General features: G+C 68.7%; 15 protein-coding genes. 9 read left to right on the top strand and 6 right to left on the bottom strand.

The window, feature by feature from the left end:
• Positions 1–284: hypothetical protein (locus FE811_RS27410; protein WP_181180840.1), on the top strand; the 284-nt coding region annotated here is incomplete at its 5' end.
• Between the two features lie 51 nt (positions 285–335).
• Here FE811_RS27410 and FE811_RS08855 read toward each other — a convergent pair.
• Together FE811_RS08855 and FE811_RS08850 are read right to left on the bottom strand one after the other, a co-directional pair.
• Entirely contained in the window at positions 336–2,303 is a 1,968-nt protein-coding gene (locus FE811_RS08855; protein ID WP_140847257.1) for an FAD-dependent oxidoreductase, read from the bottom strand.
• 54 nt (positions 2,304–2,357) lie between these two features.
• Positions 2,358–3,482 carry an ABC transporter substrate-binding protein gene (locus tag FE811_RS08850; protein ID WP_147279044.1) on the bottom strand — a complete coding sequence of 375 codons (1,125 nt, stop codon included), beginning with the start codon at positions 3,480–3,482 and terminating at the stop codon, positions 2,358–2,360.
• A gap of 293 nt (positions 3,483–3,775) precedes the next feature.
• Here FE811_RS08850 and FE811_RS08845 point away from each other — a divergent pair, with 293 nt between their 5' ends.
• Positions 3,776–4,960, top strand: coding sequence for an NAD(P)/FAD-dependent oxidoreductase (locus FE811_RS08845; RefSeq protein ID WP_140847251.1), 1,185 nt, complete (start codon positions 3,776–3,778; stop codon positions 4,958–4,960).
• A gap of 26 nt (positions 4,961–4,986) precedes the next feature.
• On the opposite strand, the gene FE811_RS08840 is transcribed toward FE811_RS08845, so the two are convergent.
• The 4 genes from FE811_RS08840 to FE811_RS08825 are packed head-to-tail and all read right to left on the bottom strand — an operon-like array spanning position 4,987 to position 8,214.
• Positions 4,987–5,697: an ABC transporter ATP-binding protein gene (locus FE811_RS08840; protein WP_214275237.1), complete on the bottom strand. Its 711-nt coding sequence runs from the start codon at positions 5,695–5,697 to the stop codon at positions 4,987–4,989.
• Between the two features lie 2 nt (positions 5,698–5,699).
• Positions 5,700–6,458, bottom strand: a complete 759-nt coding sequence (locus FE811_RS08835) for an ABC transporter ATP-binding protein (RefSeq protein ID WP_036757259.1) — start codon at positions 6,456–6,458, stop codon at positions 5,700–5,702.
• Entirely contained in the window at positions 6,455–7,324 is an 870-nt protein-coding gene (locus FE811_RS08830; protein WP_140847248.1) for a branched-chain amino acid ABC transporter permease, read from the bottom strand. The genes FE811_RS08835 and FE811_RS08830 overlap by 4 nt, the downstream gene beginning before the upstream one ends.
• Positions 7,324–8,214, bottom strand: a complete 891-nt coding sequence (locus tag FE811_RS08825) for a branched-chain amino acid ABC transporter permease (RefSeq protein WP_036757308.1) — start codon at positions 8,212–8,214, stop codon at positions 7,324–7,326. The genes FE811_RS08830 and FE811_RS08825 overlap by 1 nt, the downstream gene beginning before the upstream one ends.
• Positions 8,215–8,444: 230 nt before the next feature.
• Here FE811_RS08825 and FE811_RS08820 point away from each other — a divergent pair, with 230 nt between their 5' ends.
• From FE811_RS08820 to FE811_RS08790, 7 genes are read left to right on the top strand one after another with little or no spacing between them, the layout of a single operon-like run.
• Complete coding sequence (locus FE811_RS08820) at positions 8,445–9,575, top strand: ABC transporter substrate-binding protein (protein ID WP_140847244.1); 1,131 nt, start codon at positions 8,445–8,447, stop codon at positions 9,573–9,575.
• 55 nt (positions 9,576–9,630) lie between these two features.
• Entirely contained in the window at positions 9,631–11,274 is a 1,644-nt protein-coding gene (locus FE811_RS08815) for a GMC family oxidoreductase (protein ID WP_140847241.1), read from the top strand.
• Positions 11,274–12,641: an FAD-dependent oxidoreductase gene (locus FE811_RS08810; protein WP_181180839.1), complete on the top strand. Its 1,368-nt coding sequence runs from the start codon at positions 11,274–11,276 to the stop codon at positions 12,639–12,641. The genes FE811_RS08815 and FE811_RS08810 overlap by 1 nt, the downstream gene beginning before the upstream one ends.
• Complete coding sequence (locus tag FE811_RS08805; protein WP_072463240.1) at positions 12,638–13,120, top strand: VOC family protein; 483 nt, start codon at positions 12,638–12,640, stop codon at positions 13,118–13,120. The genes FE811_RS08810 and FE811_RS08805 overlap by 4 nt, the downstream gene beginning before the upstream one ends.
• A 51-nt stretch (positions 13,121–13,171) precedes the next feature.
• Positions 13,172–13,699, top strand: coding sequence for a VOC family protein (locus FE811_RS08800; RefSeq protein WP_036757250.1), 528 nt, complete (start codon positions 13,172–13,174; stop codon positions 13,697–13,699).
• A 12-nt stretch (positions 13,700–13,711) separates the two neighbouring features.
• Positions 13,712–14,644, top strand: a complete 933-nt coding sequence (locus FE811_RS08795) for an aldo/keto reductase (RefSeq protein ID WP_140847235.1) — start codon at positions 13,712–13,714, stop codon at positions 14,642–14,644.
• Positions 14,637–15,419, top strand: coding sequence for an SDR family NAD(P)-dependent oxidoreductase (locus tag FE811_RS08790; RefSeq protein ID WP_140847232.1), 783 nt, complete (start codon positions 14,637–14,639; stop codon positions 15,417–15,419). Before FE811_RS08795 ends, FE811_RS08790 begins: the two co-directional genes overlap by 8 nt.
• The last annotated feature ends 9 nt before the right edge of the window (positions 15,420–15,428 follow it).

Genomic DNA, 15,428 nt, shown 5'->3' with positions numbered 1-15,428 from the left:
TCGAGGAAAACCTGGACCAGCAGCGCCGCGCCAAGTTCCACCTCGACAACCACCTGCGCCCGCAATGGGAATTCCTCGGCAAGGATGTCGAGGTCTTCAAGCTCGAGGACGGGCTCTCCGGCCCCCTGGCGGCCGTGGCCGAGCGGCTGGGCGTGACCCCGCCCCAGCAGAACCCGCATGAATTGCGCTCGGACCCGCTGGAGATCGAATGGAGCCCCGCCGACCGCATCCGCGTGCGCGACCATTACGCCCGCGATTTCGAAACCTTCGGCTACCAGCCCTAGGCCCGGCAGACATGCCGGGCGGCCGCGAACCTCTCGCGGCCGCCGCGTTCCTTACAGCCGCGAGGCGATCTCATAGGCTTCCCGCGTCGCCGCAAGGATGCGGCCCGGCACATAGGCGTCGCCCAGCAGCAAGGGCGCGATGACCCCCTGCGCCTGCAAGGCCTCGGCCAGCGCGGTCTCGGGCTCGGCCCCGCAGGCAAGCACCACGCTGTCGAAACCTTCATGCAGCGCCTCGGCGCCGGAATAGACATTGCGCGTCGCCACGCGGCCGGGCGCGATGGCGGTGACGCGCTCCATGACGCGCAGCTCGGCGCCGGCGGCGGTCAGCCGGGCCATGATCGCGCCGATGGAATATTTCCCCACCAGCGGCGCGACCGCCGGCGTCTGATACAGCAGCCGGACATGCACGCCGCGCTCGACCAGCGCCGAGGCCACGGTCAGGGGCTGCATGTGATCCTCGCGGGCGACGACCAGCGCGCGGCGGCCGACCTGCGCCCGCCCCGCCAGCAGGTCGCGGCCCTCGATCACGAAAGGCAGTTCGGCACCCGGAACGGCATGGCGGCGCGGGCGCGAGCCGGTGGCCAGCAGCAGCACGTCGGGCGAAAGCGCCGTGATCGCATGCGGGTCGGCCTCGGTTCCCAGGCGGATGTCCACGCCGGCGGCGCGCAGCCGGTCGTGCTGGCGGTCGATATAGGCCAGGAATTGCCGGTTCTCGGGCACGGCAGCGGCCAGCCGCATCTGCCCGCCAGGCGCTTCCTCCCGCTCCAGCAGCACCACCGCGTGACCGCGTTCGGCGGCAACCGCGGCGGCCTCCATCCCGGCCGGGCCGGCGCCGACGACGATGATCCGGCGCGGCTGGGCGGCGCGGGCAGGGGGTGGGTCGGCCTCGCGACCCGCGCGGGGATTGACCGCGCAGCCGAAGGGCAGCTTCTCGACCGAGACCGCGTGCAGGCAGTCGTTGCAGCCGATGCAGGGCACGATCTGCGCGCTGCGGCCCTGGCGCGCCTTGGCGACGAAGGCGGGGTCGGCGAAAAAGCCACGCGCGACGCCCACCACGTCGGCATGGCCGCGGGCCAGCACGGCCTCGGCCGCCTCGGGGGAATCGACGCGGCCGCTATAGACCACGGGCACGGACAGGGCGGCGCGATAGCGGCTGGCCATCTCGGACCATTGCGCGACGCCGTAGAGATGCGGCTGGATATAGCTGGGCGCGCCCCAGTTGTTGCCGATGACGCCATGGAAGAAGTCGATATGCCCGGTCGCCTCGACGGCGCGGGCGATGGCGATGCCCTCGTCCAGATCGTAGCCGCCTTCGAAAAGCTCGTGCATGTTGAAGCGGATGCCGAGGGTCAGATCCCGCCCCACCTCGGCGCGGATGGCGGCCAGCACGTCGGTCAGCAGCTTCAGCCGGCCTTCGGCGCTGCCGCCGTATTCGTCCTGCCGGTGATTGGTCGCGGGGGACAGGAACAGTTGCAGCACGTCCTCGTGATTGGCGTGCAGTTCGATCCCGTCCAGCCCGCAATCGCGCACGGTGCGGGCGACCAGGACGTAATCCTCGATCATGCGGGCGATCTCGGCGCCGGTCAGGGTGTGGGTGCCGGCATTGTTGGTGTAATTGGCCAGCACGCCCGAGGCGGAATGCGGCATGGCGCCCTGGTTGATGACCTGCGCCGTCACCACGGCGCCATGGGCGTGGATGTCCTGGGCCAGGCGCGCCATGCGGTCGCGATACTGCGGGTTGTGGACGCTGCCGCGCAGGATCGCGCCCAGCCCCGAGGGCGCATAGCCGCGCGGCACCATGCGGTTGTCGATGAAGGTATTGACGCCGTCGACCCAGCAAAGGCCGTTGCGGACCCGTTCGAGCCAATAGCCGGAAAAGCGCTCGGCCTCTTTCGGCGAGGCCAGCGGATCGGCGATGATGCGGCCATGCGGCGGCGCCATGATCCGGTTGGAAAGCTGCATGCCCCCGATGCGAAGGGGGCGGAAGATATGCGGGAAATGCTGGGGCTCGGCCACCATCGCGATCACTCCATCTGGGTGGGGCGCGGCTGTCTTGCCGCGCCCTGCCGGGGGTCATTCGGTATAAAGCACGGCGGTGCCGTTCCTGATCTGCACCACGTTGCTGCCACTGACCGGCGAGCGGTCGTCGACATAGCTGTAGGAGCCGCTGCCGATCACCGAGGCGACGTCCCTGGTCGCGCTCAGCGCATCGCGAATGGCGTCGCGTCCGCTTTCGGGTCCGGCGGCCTTCATCGCCTCGATGGCCACGCGGCCGATGGTATAGCCAAGCGCCGCCCAATTGTCCGGCGCCCGGCCGGCATGGGCCTGGAAGTTCTGCGCGAAGGCGACCGAGAAGTCGTTGAACCCGCCCGGCACCCAGTCGGACAGCATGTAGACGCCCTCGGTCGCGCCGCCGCCGGTCTGGGTGAACTCGGGCGAGGAAAAGGTGTTCATGCCAAAGATCTCGACCTTCTCGTCCAGCCCGGCTTCGCGAAGCTGGCGCACGATATTGCCGCCCTGCGCCGCCATGGCCGAGATGAACAGGCAGTCGATGTCCTGCCCGGCGATCTTGGTCGCCAGGGTCGAGAAGTCGATGTCCGAGGAGGACACCGATTCGCTGGACACGACGGCGACGCCCTTTTCGCGGACCAGATCCTCGAAGGCCGCGCGCAGGGCGACATAGACCTCGATCTCCTTGATCGAGACGGTCGAGCATCTTTCGACCTTGCGGGTGTCGGCGGCGAAATCGGCCAGGTAGGACATCATCTGCCGCGGCGGCTGCGTGCTGATGAAGCCCCAGGGTCCGGCGGCGGGGATGTCCAGGTTGTTGGTCAGGGTGACGATGGGCAGTTCCAGCCGGTTGCCCAGCTCGGCCCCGGCGATGGCGACGGCGCCGCTGGTCGGGCCCAGGATCATCCTGACCTCCGGGGCATTGGCGTGGCGGGTGATCAGGGTCAACGCCTGGGTGCGGTCCGAGGCATCGTCCTCGACCAGGACGCGGACGGACTTGCCGGCGCCGAACTCGGCCTTTTCGTTCGCCTCGGCAAAGGCCATGGCCATGCCCTCGGACACGCCGGCGCCCATGAAGGCGGCCGGGCCGGTCAGGGACTGCATGATGACCACGGTCGGCTGCTCGGCAATTGCCGGCGTCGCAAGCGCAATCAGGGCCGCGCCGGTGGCGGCGATCATTCGTTTCATCGATTCCTCCCTTGTATTTTTTGGCACATTTATGATATTTATTTCACCAGTCAAATATATTTTTAATTTGGGTGCGCCTGAGGGCATACGGGGCTTTTCCCCGCGCGGGCTACACCGTGCGGTTAGATTTCCCGTGTTTGTCAGGCAGCAGCCTGGAATCTTGGCGCAGCATTGCATACATAAAACTGCTATTTAGTATTTTTATCTTGAGATGCTCTCGCGGATCGGTTCTTGTCGGCGAAGATGCTTTCCCGGCGCGGCCCGCCGGGATCGCCTTTTCCAGCGGAGGCCCCATGCAGCGAAGCCATCACCATGCAGTCGTCATCGTCGGGGCGGGGCAGGCCGCCTGCCAGCTGGCGATCAGCCTGCGGCAGAAGGACTATCCCGGCCCCATCGTCCTGGTGGGGGACGAGCCGTTCCTGCCCTACAGCCGCCCGCCGCTGTCCAAGACCTATTTCAACGAGGGCGAGCCCCAGCGCCTGCTGCTGCGCAAGGCCGAGTTCTATGAGATGAACGGCATCACCGTGCTGACCTCCAGTCGCGTGGAAAGGATCGAGCGTGCCGACCATGCCGTCGTGCTGTCGGACGGCCGGCGGCTGGGCTATGGGCAGCTGGTCCTGGCCACCGGCGCCCGCAACCGGCTTCCCCCTGTCGAGGGCGCGGACCTGCCGGGGGTGATGGCGCTGCGCGGCCTGGACGACGCCGACCGGATGCGCAGCCTGGCCGCGGCCGCGCGACATGTGGTGATCGTCGGCGGCGGCTTCATCGGGCTCGAGGCGGCGGCGGTGTTCCGTGCCGCCGGCCTGCGGGTCACGCTGCTCGAGGCGGCCGGGCGGCTGATGGCGCGGGCGGTTTCGCCGGCGGTGTCGGACCATTTCCTGCGCGCGCATCGCGACGCAGGGGCCGAGATCCACCTGGACGTCACGGTCCGGCGTATCCTGGCGCGGCCGGACGGTGCTGCCGGCGCGGTGGAGCTGGCGGATGGCCGGACGATTGCCGCGGATGCGGTGCTGATGGCGACCGGGGTGGTACCCAATGCGGAACTGGCGCGCGAGGCCGGGCTTGCGGTGGACAACGGCATCCTTGCCGATTGCTTCCTGGCGACCTCGGACTCGGCCATTTCGGCGATCGGCGATTGCGCCGCCGTGGCGCAGGGGCCGGGCGGGCCGCATCTGCGGCTGGAATCCGTGCAGGCCGCCGTGGATCAGGCGAAATGCCTGGCCGAGCGGCTGGCGGGCCAGCCCGTGCCCTTTGCCAGGACGCCCTGGTTCTGGAGCGACCAGGGCCCGCACAAGCTGCAAATCGCCGGATTGCGCGATGGCGCCGACCGGACCGAGATCGAGCCCTCGCCCGACCCGGCGCGGCTTCTGGTGCGCAGCTATCGCGGCGAAAGGCTGGTCTGCGTCGAGACGGTGAACCTGCCGGCCGAACATATGCGCGCGCGCCGGGCGCTGGAAACCGAAGCCGCGGCCGCATAGCGGCGCGGGGACAAGGGCAGGGCGGGCTAATGCCCGCCGGTGCCCAGGTAATGCGCGATCACGCCGTCGTCCTGCGCCAGCCTGCGGCTGGGCCCCTCGGCCACGACATGGCCGTGTTCGATGACATAGGCGCGGTCCGAGACCTGCAAGGCCTTGCGCGCGTTCTGTTCCACCAGCAGGATCGTCATGCCGTCGCGGCGCAGCTGCGCCAGCGCGTCGAAGACCTGCTGCACGATGACCGGGGCAAGCCCCAGGCTGGGCTCGTCCAGAAGCAGCAGGCGCGGCCCGCCCATCAGCGCGCGACCGATGGCCAGCATCTGCTGCTGGCCCCCGGAAAGCGAGCCGGCCAGCTGTTCCTGCCGCTCCCGCAGGATCGGGAACAGGCGGAACACCGCCTGGATGTCATGGGTGGGCCGGCGGCCGTGCAGGGCGTTGGCGCCGACCCGCAGGTTCTCGATCACCGACATGTCGGGCAGCACCTGCCGTCCCTCGGGCGATTGCAGGATGCCCATGCGCGCGATGGCCCAGGCGGGCTTGCGCACCAGCTCGGCCCCCTCGACCCGGATCTGGCCGGCACCGGGCCGGACGATGCCGCTGATGCAGTTCAGCAGCGTCGATTTCCCGGCGCCGTTCGGCCCGATCAGCGCCACCATCTCGCCCTGCGCGACGTTCAGCGAAACCCCGGCCAGCGCGCGGATGCCGCTGTAGGAGGCATGGAGGTCCGTCACCGTCAGCAGCATCATTCCTCTCCCAGATAGGCGGTGATGACGGCGGGATCGGCAACCACGTCGCGGGGCTTGCCCTCGGCGATCAGCCGGCCGCCGTCCAGCACATAGACGTGGTCGCAAAGCTCCTGCACGAAGCGCATGTTGTGTTCGATCAGCAGGATCGCCTTGCCCTCGTCGGCAAGCTCGCGAAAGATCCGGCCCAGTTGCAGCGCCTCGACGTCGTTCATGCCGGCGACCGGCTCGTCCAGCAGGATCAGGTCGGGATCGGTGGCGAGCGCCCGCATCATCTCGACCTTGCGCTGGTGGCCATAGGCCAGGCTGCCCGCCGGGCTGTCGGCATGCCCGGCCATCCCGAACCGCCCGAGCAGCGCCATCGCCTTTTGCCGCAGCAGCGCATCCTCGCGCCGCGACGAGGGCAGGCCCAGGATCGCCGCGACCAGCGAACAGGTCTCGTGCCGGTGAAAGCCGACCATGACATTGGCCAGCACGCTCGCCTCCTTCTGCAGGCGGATGTTCTGGAAGGTGCGGCCCATGCCGGCGCGCGCCACCTTGTCGGCCGGCTCGGCCGAGATGTCGCGCCCCCCGAACAGCACCCTGCCCGAACTGAGCGACAACATGCCGGTGATCAGGTTGATCAGCGTGGTCTTTCCGGCGCCGTTCGGCCCGATCAGGCCGGTGATCCGGCCCGCCGGCACCCGCATGCTGACATCGTTCGAGGCGATGACGCCGCCGAAATTCTTGTGGACATGCTCAAGGACAAGATCGGTCATCCCTTCACCTCTGCCTGGCGGACCTCGGGGTTGGCGGCGCGGGCGCGGCGGGCGACCAGCGTGTCGACGATGCCGCGCGGCATGAAGTTCATCACCGCTATCAGGATCAGGCCATAGATCATGATCCGCGCATCGGCGAGCGGACGCGAGATCTCGGGCAGCGCGATCAGCAGGGCGACGCCCACCAGCGGCCCCCAGACGCTGCGCCGCCCGCCCAGCACGACATAGGACAGGATCACGATGATCAGGTGAAAGCCGAACTGGTTCGGCTCGACCGCATAGGAATGCAGCGCCTCGAGACTGCCGAAAAGCCCGGCCAGCAGGCCTGAGATCATATAGGCGATGGCCTGCGTGTGCGCGGCGTTGATGCCCAGCGACACGGCCATGCCCTCGTCCTCGCGCACGGCGTCGAAGGCCCGGCCCAGCCGCGAGCGCGAGATCGCCAGCATCACATGGATCGTCGCCAGGGCAAAGACCAGCAGCGTCCCGGTGCCGACCAGCTTGGGGATGCCGGAAAAGCCCATGGCGCCGCCGGTGACGTTCTCGGCATAAAGATTGGCCGACAGCACGATCTGCACGAAGGCCAGCGAGGCGATGGCCTGGTAGACCCCGCGCAGCCGCGCCAGCGGGATCGCCAGCAGCGCGCCGAAGGCCAGCCCGGCAAAGGCCCCGGCCAGCAGCGTCACCGGCAGCGGCAGGCCGTAGTTCACCGTCAGGATGGCCGCGGTATAGGCGCCGATGGCCGACAGGCCGACATTGCCGATGGAAAAGGCGCCGGCGCGCAGCACGATATATTGCGAATAGGCAAAGCCCAGGTGGATCAGGAACAGGTCGAAAAGCGGGCGAAAGCTCAGCAGCGTGTCCATCAGCGGCGCCCCCTCAGCACGCCGGCCTCGTCCTGCCCGAAAAGGCCGTTGGGGCGCAGCAGCAGCACAGCAAAGAGCAGGCCGAAGATGATGATGTCGGACAGCCGCGAGGACAGGTAGGCGACGCTCAGCGTCTGCAGCACGCCGAAGCCCAGCGAGGCGACCAGCGCCCCCGCGACCGAGCCCAGCCCGCCCAGGATCACCACGACGAAGCCGCGCAGCAGGAAGGGGTCGCCCATCATGAAATGGATCGAGTTGAAGGCCAGCCCGACCAGCACCCCCGCCGCCCCTGCCAGCATGCCCGACAGCATGAAGGTCTGGAAATAGATGACGCTGGGCCGGATGCCCGCCAGCAGCGCCGCGCGCTCGTTCTGCGCCACGGCGCGGACCTGGCGGCCAAAGCCGGTCCGGTAGAGATACCAGGAAAGCCCCGCCACCAGCAGGATCGCCAGCACCGCCATCGCCAGCTGCAACGCCGAGACCCGCAGCCCCCAGACCTTGAAGATCACCACCGGGAAGGTGTCGAAGGGAAAGCGCAGCACCTGAGTCTTGGACAGCATCTGCGCGATGGACACCAGCACCAGGTTCGCCCCGATGGAGGAGATCAGGGCGCTGAACTCGACCTCGCCGCTTTGGCGCAGGCGGCGAAAGGCCGTGACCTCGATGATGACCGAGACGAGGCCGGCGCCGATCATCGCCAGGATGAAGGCCAGCCAAAGCGGCAATCCCGCCTGGACCGAGTAAAGGCCGATGAAGGCCCCGGTCATGAAGATACCGCCATGGGCGAGGTTCATGATCTTGTGGATGCCGAAGATCAGCGTGAAGCCAAGCGCGAACAGCGCATAGACCCCGCCGATCACCAATCCGTTGACGATTTGTTGCAGGAACACGAGCCTCTCCCTTCCCGGCCGGGGTTCTTCGGATTCTTCCGTCCAATAATTCATAGGCACATATTTTTGTATACAACAACTGTGAATTTGTGTTCATTTACCGATATGCACGAATCGACGACCGCCCGCCGCTTTGCCGGCGCGGCCGTGTCGGGCGCAGGTTTCAACAGGGGCAGCCGGATTGCCGCGCCAGGGCGCGGCGGCAGCGCGCCCAAGGACGGGAGGAACGAATGTCACTGAGAATCCTGATGGGCACCGCGCTTGCCGCCTCTGCCGCCTTTGCGCCGATGGCCATGGCCAAGGAGGTCAAGGTGGCGATCATCCAGTCGCTGACCGGCAGCCCGGCCTTCATCGGCCGCGGCATCGCCGACGGCGCGGTCATGGCCATCGAGGACATCAACGCCAAGGGCCTGGCGGGCGAGGGCGTCACCATCCAGTATACGCTGGACGACGACGCGGGCGACCGCGGCCAGGCGCTGGGCCTGATCGGCCGGCGCGCCGCGGATTCGGAAAACATCGCCATCATCGGCCCGACCACCGGCGCCATCGCCCCGGCGGCTGCGGCCGCGGCCAACGATCTGGGCATCCTGGCCTATATGCAGTCAAACAACGACGCCGTGCCGCAGGCCGGGCCCTGGTCCTTCCCGTTTTCGCAGCCGGCCTCGATCGCGACGCCGCCGATCGCCGATTATGCCGCCGAAAAGCGCGGCGTGCAGGACTGCGCGGTCATCACCGTGCTGGACAACGAAGCCTATGTCGCCATGGCGAATGTGTTCATGGAGCGGGTAAAGGAACACGGGGTGAAGGCGCAGCTCGACGGCGTCAAGCTGTCCGACATCGACTTCTCGGCCCTGGCGGTGAAGGTGGCGCAAAGCGATGCCGACTGCCTGTTCATCGCCACCCCGGCCGCGCTTGGCGCCAATGTCATCATGCAGTTCAAGCAGGCGGGCCTTGACCCCGAGGTGCAGATCTTCGGGCTGCAATCGCTGGCCTCGCCCGAGTTCCTCAACACCGGCGGCAGCGCGGTCGAGGGCGTGACCGTGATCGGCGAATGGACCCCCGGCGGCTTCGACGAGCCCTCGCGCGCCTTTGCCGAAGCCTACAAGGCCAGGCACGGGGTCGAGGCCGACAACTGGGCGCCGCAGGGCTATTCGACGATGATGGTCTTTGCCGACGCGCTGCGCCGCGCCGGGCCGGATGCCACGCGCGAGGAGATGCGCGACGCCCTAGCCAATATCAAGGACGTGCCGGTGATCGTAGGCGAGGGCGTCTACAACTTCACCCCGGAACGCGCCGCGACCTTCGGCATGGGCATCCTGACCGTCAAGGACGGCAGCTTCGCGCGCCCCGAGGATCTGTAAGGCACCGCAGGCGCGCGCGCCGGCAGGGGCGCGCCCGTTGCGCAAGGAGGACGCAATGCGTTTCGACAGCGAGTTCGACTTCATCGTCTCGGGCGCCGGTTCCGCGGGCTGCGCGGTGGCCGGACGGCTGGCGGAATCGGGGAAATACCGTGTCCTGCTGCTCGAGGCGGGCCCGCGCGACAGCGCCTTCTGGATCAAGGTGCCGATGGGCTATCCCATGCTGTTCACCAATCCCAAGGTGAACTGGATGTTCGAATCCGAGCCAGAGCCGGAACTGAACGGGCGGCCGATGTACAACCCGCGCGGCAAGGTTCTGGGCGGCACCAGCTCGATCAACGGCATGCTGTATATCCGCGGCCATCCGACCGATTACGACAACTGGGCGCAGCTGGGAAATCCCGGCTGGAGCTGGCAGGACGTGCTGCCCTGGTTCAAGAAGGCCGAGGACCAGGCGCGCGGTCCCGACGATTATCACGGCACCGGCGGGCCGCTGGCCGTCTCGGACCAGCCCGACCCGTCGCCGGTGGCGCTGGCGATCATCGAGGCCGCGAAACAGGCCGGCATCCCCGCAAACCCCGATTTCAACGGTGCCCGGCAAGAGGGGGCGGGCCTGTTCCAGACCACCACCCGCAACCGGCGGCGCTGCAACTCGGCCCGCGCCTACCTGTCGGCGGCGGGCCGCAACCTGCGCATCGACACCGGCGCCCATGCCACGCGGCTGCTGTTCGAGGGTCGCAAGGCCGTCGGCATCGAATACCGCCAAGGCGGGCGCATCCTGCGGGCGCGGGCGCGGCACGGGGTCGTGGTCTGCGGCGGGGCCTTCGGCTCGCCCCAGCTCTTGCAGCTTTCGGGGATCGGCCCGGCCGATCATCTGCGCGACCACGGCATCGAGGTGCTGCACGACCTGCCCGGCGTCGGCGCCAACCTGCGCGACCATTTCTATTGCTCTCTGATCTTTCGCTGCCGCGAGCCGGTGACGATCAACGAACTGGCGCGCAGCCCGCTGCGCAAGGCCATCGCCGGGGCGCAATATGTGCTGGCCCGGCGCGGGCCGCTGGCCGCGAACGGCATCTTTGCCGGCATCTTCACCCGCACGGACGAGACGAGGGACCGGCCCAACCTGCAGATCAACACCAACATCTGGTCGGTCGCCTCGCGCGACAGGCGGGGGATGCGGGTCCACGACTTTCCCGGCTTCACCATGAGCCCGGTGCATCTGGACCCGGTGGCGACCGGCGAGGTGCGGCTGCGCGCGCCCGACCCCTTTGCCGATCCGGTGATCCGGCACAATTTCTTTCGCGACGAGGTGGACCGCATGGCCATGGCCAATGCCGTCCGCATCACGCGCCATATCGCCGGCCAGCCGGCGCTGGCCCGCTATATGGCCGAAGAGATCCGCCCCGGCCCCGCGGTGCGGACCCAGGCCGAGATCGTCGACTGGCTGCGCGGCAACGGCATCGCGAACCTGCATCCCGTGGGCTCCTGCGCCATGCTGCCCTTGGCCGCGGGCGGCGTGGTCGATCACCGGCTGCGCGTGCATGGCATCGGCGGGCTTTACGTGGCGGATGCCTCGATCATGCCGCGGCTGCCGGCCGGCAACACCAACGCGCCGTCGATCATGATCGGCGAGAGATGCGCCGCCATGGTCCTGGAGGACATGGCCCAGGGCGCCGCACCGGGGATGAAGGGAGCAGCGTGATGGACAGGGATTACGACGTCATCGTGGTGGGCGCCGGCGGGGCCGGGCTTGCGGCGGCGCATATGGCCGCCCAGGCCGGCGCCCGCGTGCTGATGGTCGAGGCGGGCGACAAGGCCGGCGGCTCGACCGCCCTGTCGGGGGGCGTGTTCTATGCGGCGGGCACCTCGCTCCAGCGCCGGGCGGGGATCGAGGACACGCCCGAGGCGCTTTACCGCTATTACCTGCATATCAACCAATACAAGCTCGACCCGGCGCTGGTCAGGCGGCTGTGCCACGACGCGACGCCGGCCTTCGAATGGCTGGTCGGGCTGGGCGTCGATTTCCCCGAGGAGAACCTTTATTGCTCGGGCGTGGACAAGATCCGGCGCGGCCATCGCGCCCGCGGCCATGGCGCCGAGATCGCCGAGGTGCTGGAGGGCTCGCTGAGCGGCCTTGCCGTGGACATGGCGCTGCGCAGCCGGGTGCAGGAGCTGCTGGTCGAGGATGGCCGCGTCGCCGGCATCCTGGTCGAGGGCGACCGGGTGACGGCGGGGGCGGTGGTGCTGGCCAGCGGAGGCTTCGGCGCCAACCGGCAATTGCTGGCCGAGCTTTACCCCACGGCCGCGGCGCAGGGCGAGCTGTCCTGGTATATCGGCTCGCCCCATTCCCAGGGCGACGGCATTCGCATCGGCCGCCGCCTTGGCGCCGGCATCACCCGGCCGGATCGCGGCCTTCTGCTGATGACGCCGGGCTGGGAAAAGGAGCTGGAGACCTATCTGCCGCCCTGGCTGATCCATGTCACGCATGAGGGGCGCCGCTTCGTCGACGAATCCTGCGAGTATTCCATCCTGTCCGAACTGCTGAACGAACAGACCGCGCGCGAATGCTTCGCGATCTTCGACGAGGCGGCGCGGCGCGAGGCCCGCTCGGCCACCGCGCCGAACTGGTCGGCGGACCGGCTGGCGCATTTCGCCGCCCGCGGGCAGGTCGCGCAGGCCGATACGCTGGAGGGGCTGGCGGCGCAACTCGGCATCGACGCGGCGACGCTGGCCACCACCGTCGCCGCCGCCAACCGCGCCGCCGAAACCGGGCGGGATGCGCATTTCTTCAAGCCGGCCGAGCATCTGAAGCCGATTTCGACCCCGCCCTTCTACGGCGCGCGCATCCGGCCGGCCATCGTGTGCTGGACCGGCACCGGGCTGAGGATCGACACCGAGGCGCGGGTGCTGGACCAGGCCGACCGGCCGATTGCCGGCCTCTATGCCGCGGGCGAGACGACGGGCGGCATGTTCGGCCCCTGCTATGCCGGCGGCGGCGCCTCGATCGGCAATGCCATCGTCTTCGGCCGGGTGGCGGGCAGCAATGCGGCGGCCGAGGCGCGGCCATGATCCTGGGCATCCACCACGCCGCCATCTCGACCCCGGACCTGGACCGGGCGCTGGATTTCTATTGCAACGTGCTGGGCTTCACCGTCGCCTCGCGCATGGACTGGGCGCAGGGCGCGGCGCTGCCCGACACGATCATGGGCCTCAGGGGATCGGCGGCGCGCCAGGCCAAGCTGCGCGCCGGCAACTGCTTTCTGGAGCTTTTCGAGTTCTCGAGCCCCGCCCCCAGCCGGCCGGACCGCGGTATCCAGGACCACGGCATCACCCATCTTTGCCTGCATGTCCGCGAGTTGGCGGCCGAGGTCGCCCGGCTCGAGGCGGCGGGCATCCGCTTTCGCTCGGCCCCGCAGCGCCGGGCCAGCCATGCCTCGGTTTACGGCCACGATCCCGACGGCAATGTGCTGGAACTGCTGGAGGTGACGGATGACAGCCACCCCTTTTCCTTCGCCACGCTGGGGCCGGGCCGGGATGGCCGGCCGTAGCGCCGCCGCGGCGCAGATCGCACCAACCACCCGCCACCAAGGAGGAAAAGCATGAGCCGCCATTACGGAACCCTGTTCCAGCACGGATATGTGGTCCCCGATGCCGATGCCGCCGCCCATGACTGGGCCGGGCGCATGGGGGTCGGGCCCTTCTTCGTCTATCCGGTGCCGATCCCGTTCCAGGTGCTGAAGATCTGGGACGAGCCGGTCTCGGTCCAGATCCACAGGCGGGTGCTGATGGGCTATACCGGCCCGGTGCAGATCGAACTGATCGAGCCGGCCGACGCAGCCTCGCCCTATCGAGACTTCCTGGAAAGGCGCGGCGCCGGGCTTCAGCATTTCGGCTTTCTCTGCGACGATTTCGACGCGCAGCTGGCGGCGGCCGAGGCGCGCGGCATGGTCCGCGCCATCGAGGGCCGCCAGGCCCTGTCGCGCATGTGCTATCTGTGCGACCCCGCCGATCCCGATGCGCCGATGATCGAACTGGTCGATCTGAAGCCCGAGCGGCGGCAGATGTTCGACCGCATGCGCCTGCCTTCGGTGGGCTGGGACGGGCGCGACGTGATCCGCGAACTCTAGAAAGGTGCAAGCATGGACTATCGCAAGCTGGGCCGCTCGGGCCTGACCGTCTCGGCGGTCGGGCTGGGCTGCAACAATTTCAACTGGACCACGGACGAGGCGCAATCGCGCCGCGTGGTCGATGCGGCGCTGGATGCCGGGATCACCTTTTTCGACACCGCCAACATCTATGGCCGTTCCGGCGGCTCGGAAGAGTTCCTGGGCCGCGCGCTGGGCCCGCGGCGCGGCCGGGCCGTGGTGGCGACCAAGTTCGGCATGCAGATGGCCGACGGCAGCCGCGGCGCCGACCGCTCCTATATCATCCGCTGCGTCGAGGACAGCCTGCGCCGGCTGGGCACCGACTGGATCGACCTTTACCAGCTGCACGAATCGGACCCGACCACCCCGATCGAGGAGACGCTGGACGCGCTGGACCGGCTGATCGCCCAGGGCAAGGTCCGCTATATCGGCACCTCGAACATGGCGGATTGGGAAATCGCCCATGCCCACCACCTGGCGCGGGAACTGGGTGTGCAGCATTTCATCTCGCTCCAGGCGGAATATTCGCTGATCCGGCGCGAGGCCGAGGCGACGACGATCCCCTGCCTGAACGCGCTGGGGCTGGGGTTGCTGCCCTATTTCCCGCTGGCCTCGGGGCTCTTGACCGGCAAATACCGCGGCGGCGACACGGGCGAGGGGCGTTTCGGCAAGATCGCGCGGCTGGCCGACCGCTATCTGACGCCCGAGAACCTGGCCTGCGTGGACCGCATCGCCGATTGGTGCGACCAGAACGGGCTTGCCATGACCGAGGTCGCCTTTGCCTGGCTGCTGTCCAGGCCCGTCGTGGCCTCGGTCATGGCCGGGGCGACCAAGCCCGAACAGGTGATTGCGAATGCGAAGGCCGCCGAATTGCGGCTGAGCGAGGCACAGATCGGCGAGCTGGAGGCGCTGCTGCAAGATGAATGACACGCGGGACAAGGTCGCCGTCGTCACCGGCGCGGGCTCGGGGCTGGGCGCGGCGACCGCCCGCCGCTTTCACCGCGACGGCTGGAGGCTGGTCCTGGGCGACCTGCGGCCCGAGGGCGTGCAGGCCCTGGCGCAGGAGCTTGGCGCGACCGCCCTGGCCTGCGACGTGGCCGACGAGCGCCAGGTCGAGGCGCTGGTGCAGGCGGCGCTGGACCGTCACGGCCGGCTGGATTGCATGATCAACAACGCCGGCATCCTGGGCGCCATCGGCCCGATCGGAACGACCGCGGCACGGGATTTCAACCGCGTGCTGGAGGTCATGGTCAGCGGCGTTTTCCATGGCACCAAGCACGCCGCGAACGCCATGGGCAACCAGGGCGGCGTGATCCTGAACACCGCCAGCCTGGCGGGGGTCGGGGCCTGGGCCAACCATTCCTATACCGCCGCCAAGCACGCGGTGGTGGGGCTGACGCGCTCGAGCGCGGTGGAGCTGGCGCCGCGCGCGATCCGGGTGAATGCGCTGGCGCCGGGCAATGTGGTGACGGGCATGACCAGCAGCCTCAGCGGTGGCGAGCAGGCGGCCTATGACCGGGCCTTGGCGCGCAATCCCATCCCCTATGTCTGCACGGCCGAGGACATCGCCGATGCCTTCGCCTATCTGGCCGGTCCCTCGGCCCGCGGCATCACCGGGCAGGTTCTGGTGATCGACAGCGGGCTCGACGTCGCCGTGGTCCCGCCCGCCTATCACCAGGCGCCGGGCCGTTTCGTCGAATGAAGCAGGGCG

It is taken from the genome of Paracoccus sp. FO-3, assembly GCF_006386455.1.
Classification (GTDB): Bacteria; Pseudomonadota; Alphaproteobacteria; order Rhodobacterales; family Rhodobacteraceae; genus Paracoccus; species Paracoccus versutus.
This window is presented reverse-complemented; position numbering and strand designations above follow the sequence as displayed.

What these genes read in the sequence shown, in the direction of transcription:
- FE811_RS08855 (WP_140847257.1), bottom strand. Translation starts at nt 2,303, where the DNA reads ATGGTGGCCGAGCCCCAGCATTTCCCGCATATCTTCCGCCCCCTTCGC.
- FE811_RS08850 (WP_147279044.1), bottom strand. Translation starts at nt 3,482, where the DNA reads ATGAAACGAATGATCGCCGCCACCGGCGCGGCCCTGATTGCGCTTGCG.
- FE811_RS08845 (WP_140847251.1), top strand. Translation starts at nt 3,776, where the DNA reads ATGCAGCGAAGCCATCACCATGCAGTCGTCATCGTCGGGGCGGGGCAG.
- FE811_RS08835 (WP_036757259.1), bottom strand. Translation starts at nt 6,458, where the DNA reads ATGACCGATCTTGTCCTTGAGCATGTCCACAAGAATTTCGGCGGCGTC.
- FE811_RS08830 (WP_140847248.1), bottom strand. Translation starts at nt 7,324, where the DNA reads ATGGACACGCTGCTGAGCTTTCGCCCGCTTTTCGACCTGTTCCTGATC.
- FE811_RS08820 (WP_140847244.1), top strand. Translation starts at nt 8,445, where the DNA reads ATGTCACTGAGAATCCTGATGGGCACCGCGCTTGCCGCCTCTGCCGCC.
- FE811_RS08815 (WP_140847241.1), top strand. Translation starts at nt 9,631, where the DNA reads ATGCGTTTCGACAGCGAGTTCGACTTCATCGTCTCGGGCGCCGGTTCC.
- FE811_RS08810 (WP_181180839.1), top strand. Translation starts at nt 11,274, where the DNA reads ATGGACAGGGATTACGACGTCATCGTGGTGGGCGCCGGCGGGGCCGGG.
- FE811_RS08805 (WP_072463240.1), top strand. Translation starts at nt 12,638, where the DNA reads ATGATCCTGGGCATCCACCACGCCGCCATCTCGACCCCGGACCTGGAC.
- FE811_RS08800 (WP_036757250.1), top strand. Translation starts at nt 13,172, where the DNA reads ATGAGCCGCCATTACGGAACCCTGTTCCAGCACGGATATGTGGTCCCC.
- FE811_RS08795 (WP_140847235.1), top strand. Translation starts at nt 13,712, where the DNA reads ATGGACTATCGCAAGCTGGGCCGCTCGGGCCTGACCGTCTCGGCGGTC.
- FE811_RS08790 (WP_140847232.1), top strand. Translation starts at nt 14,637, where the DNA reads ATGAATGACACGCGGGACAAGGTCGCCGTCGTCACCGGCGCGGGCTCG.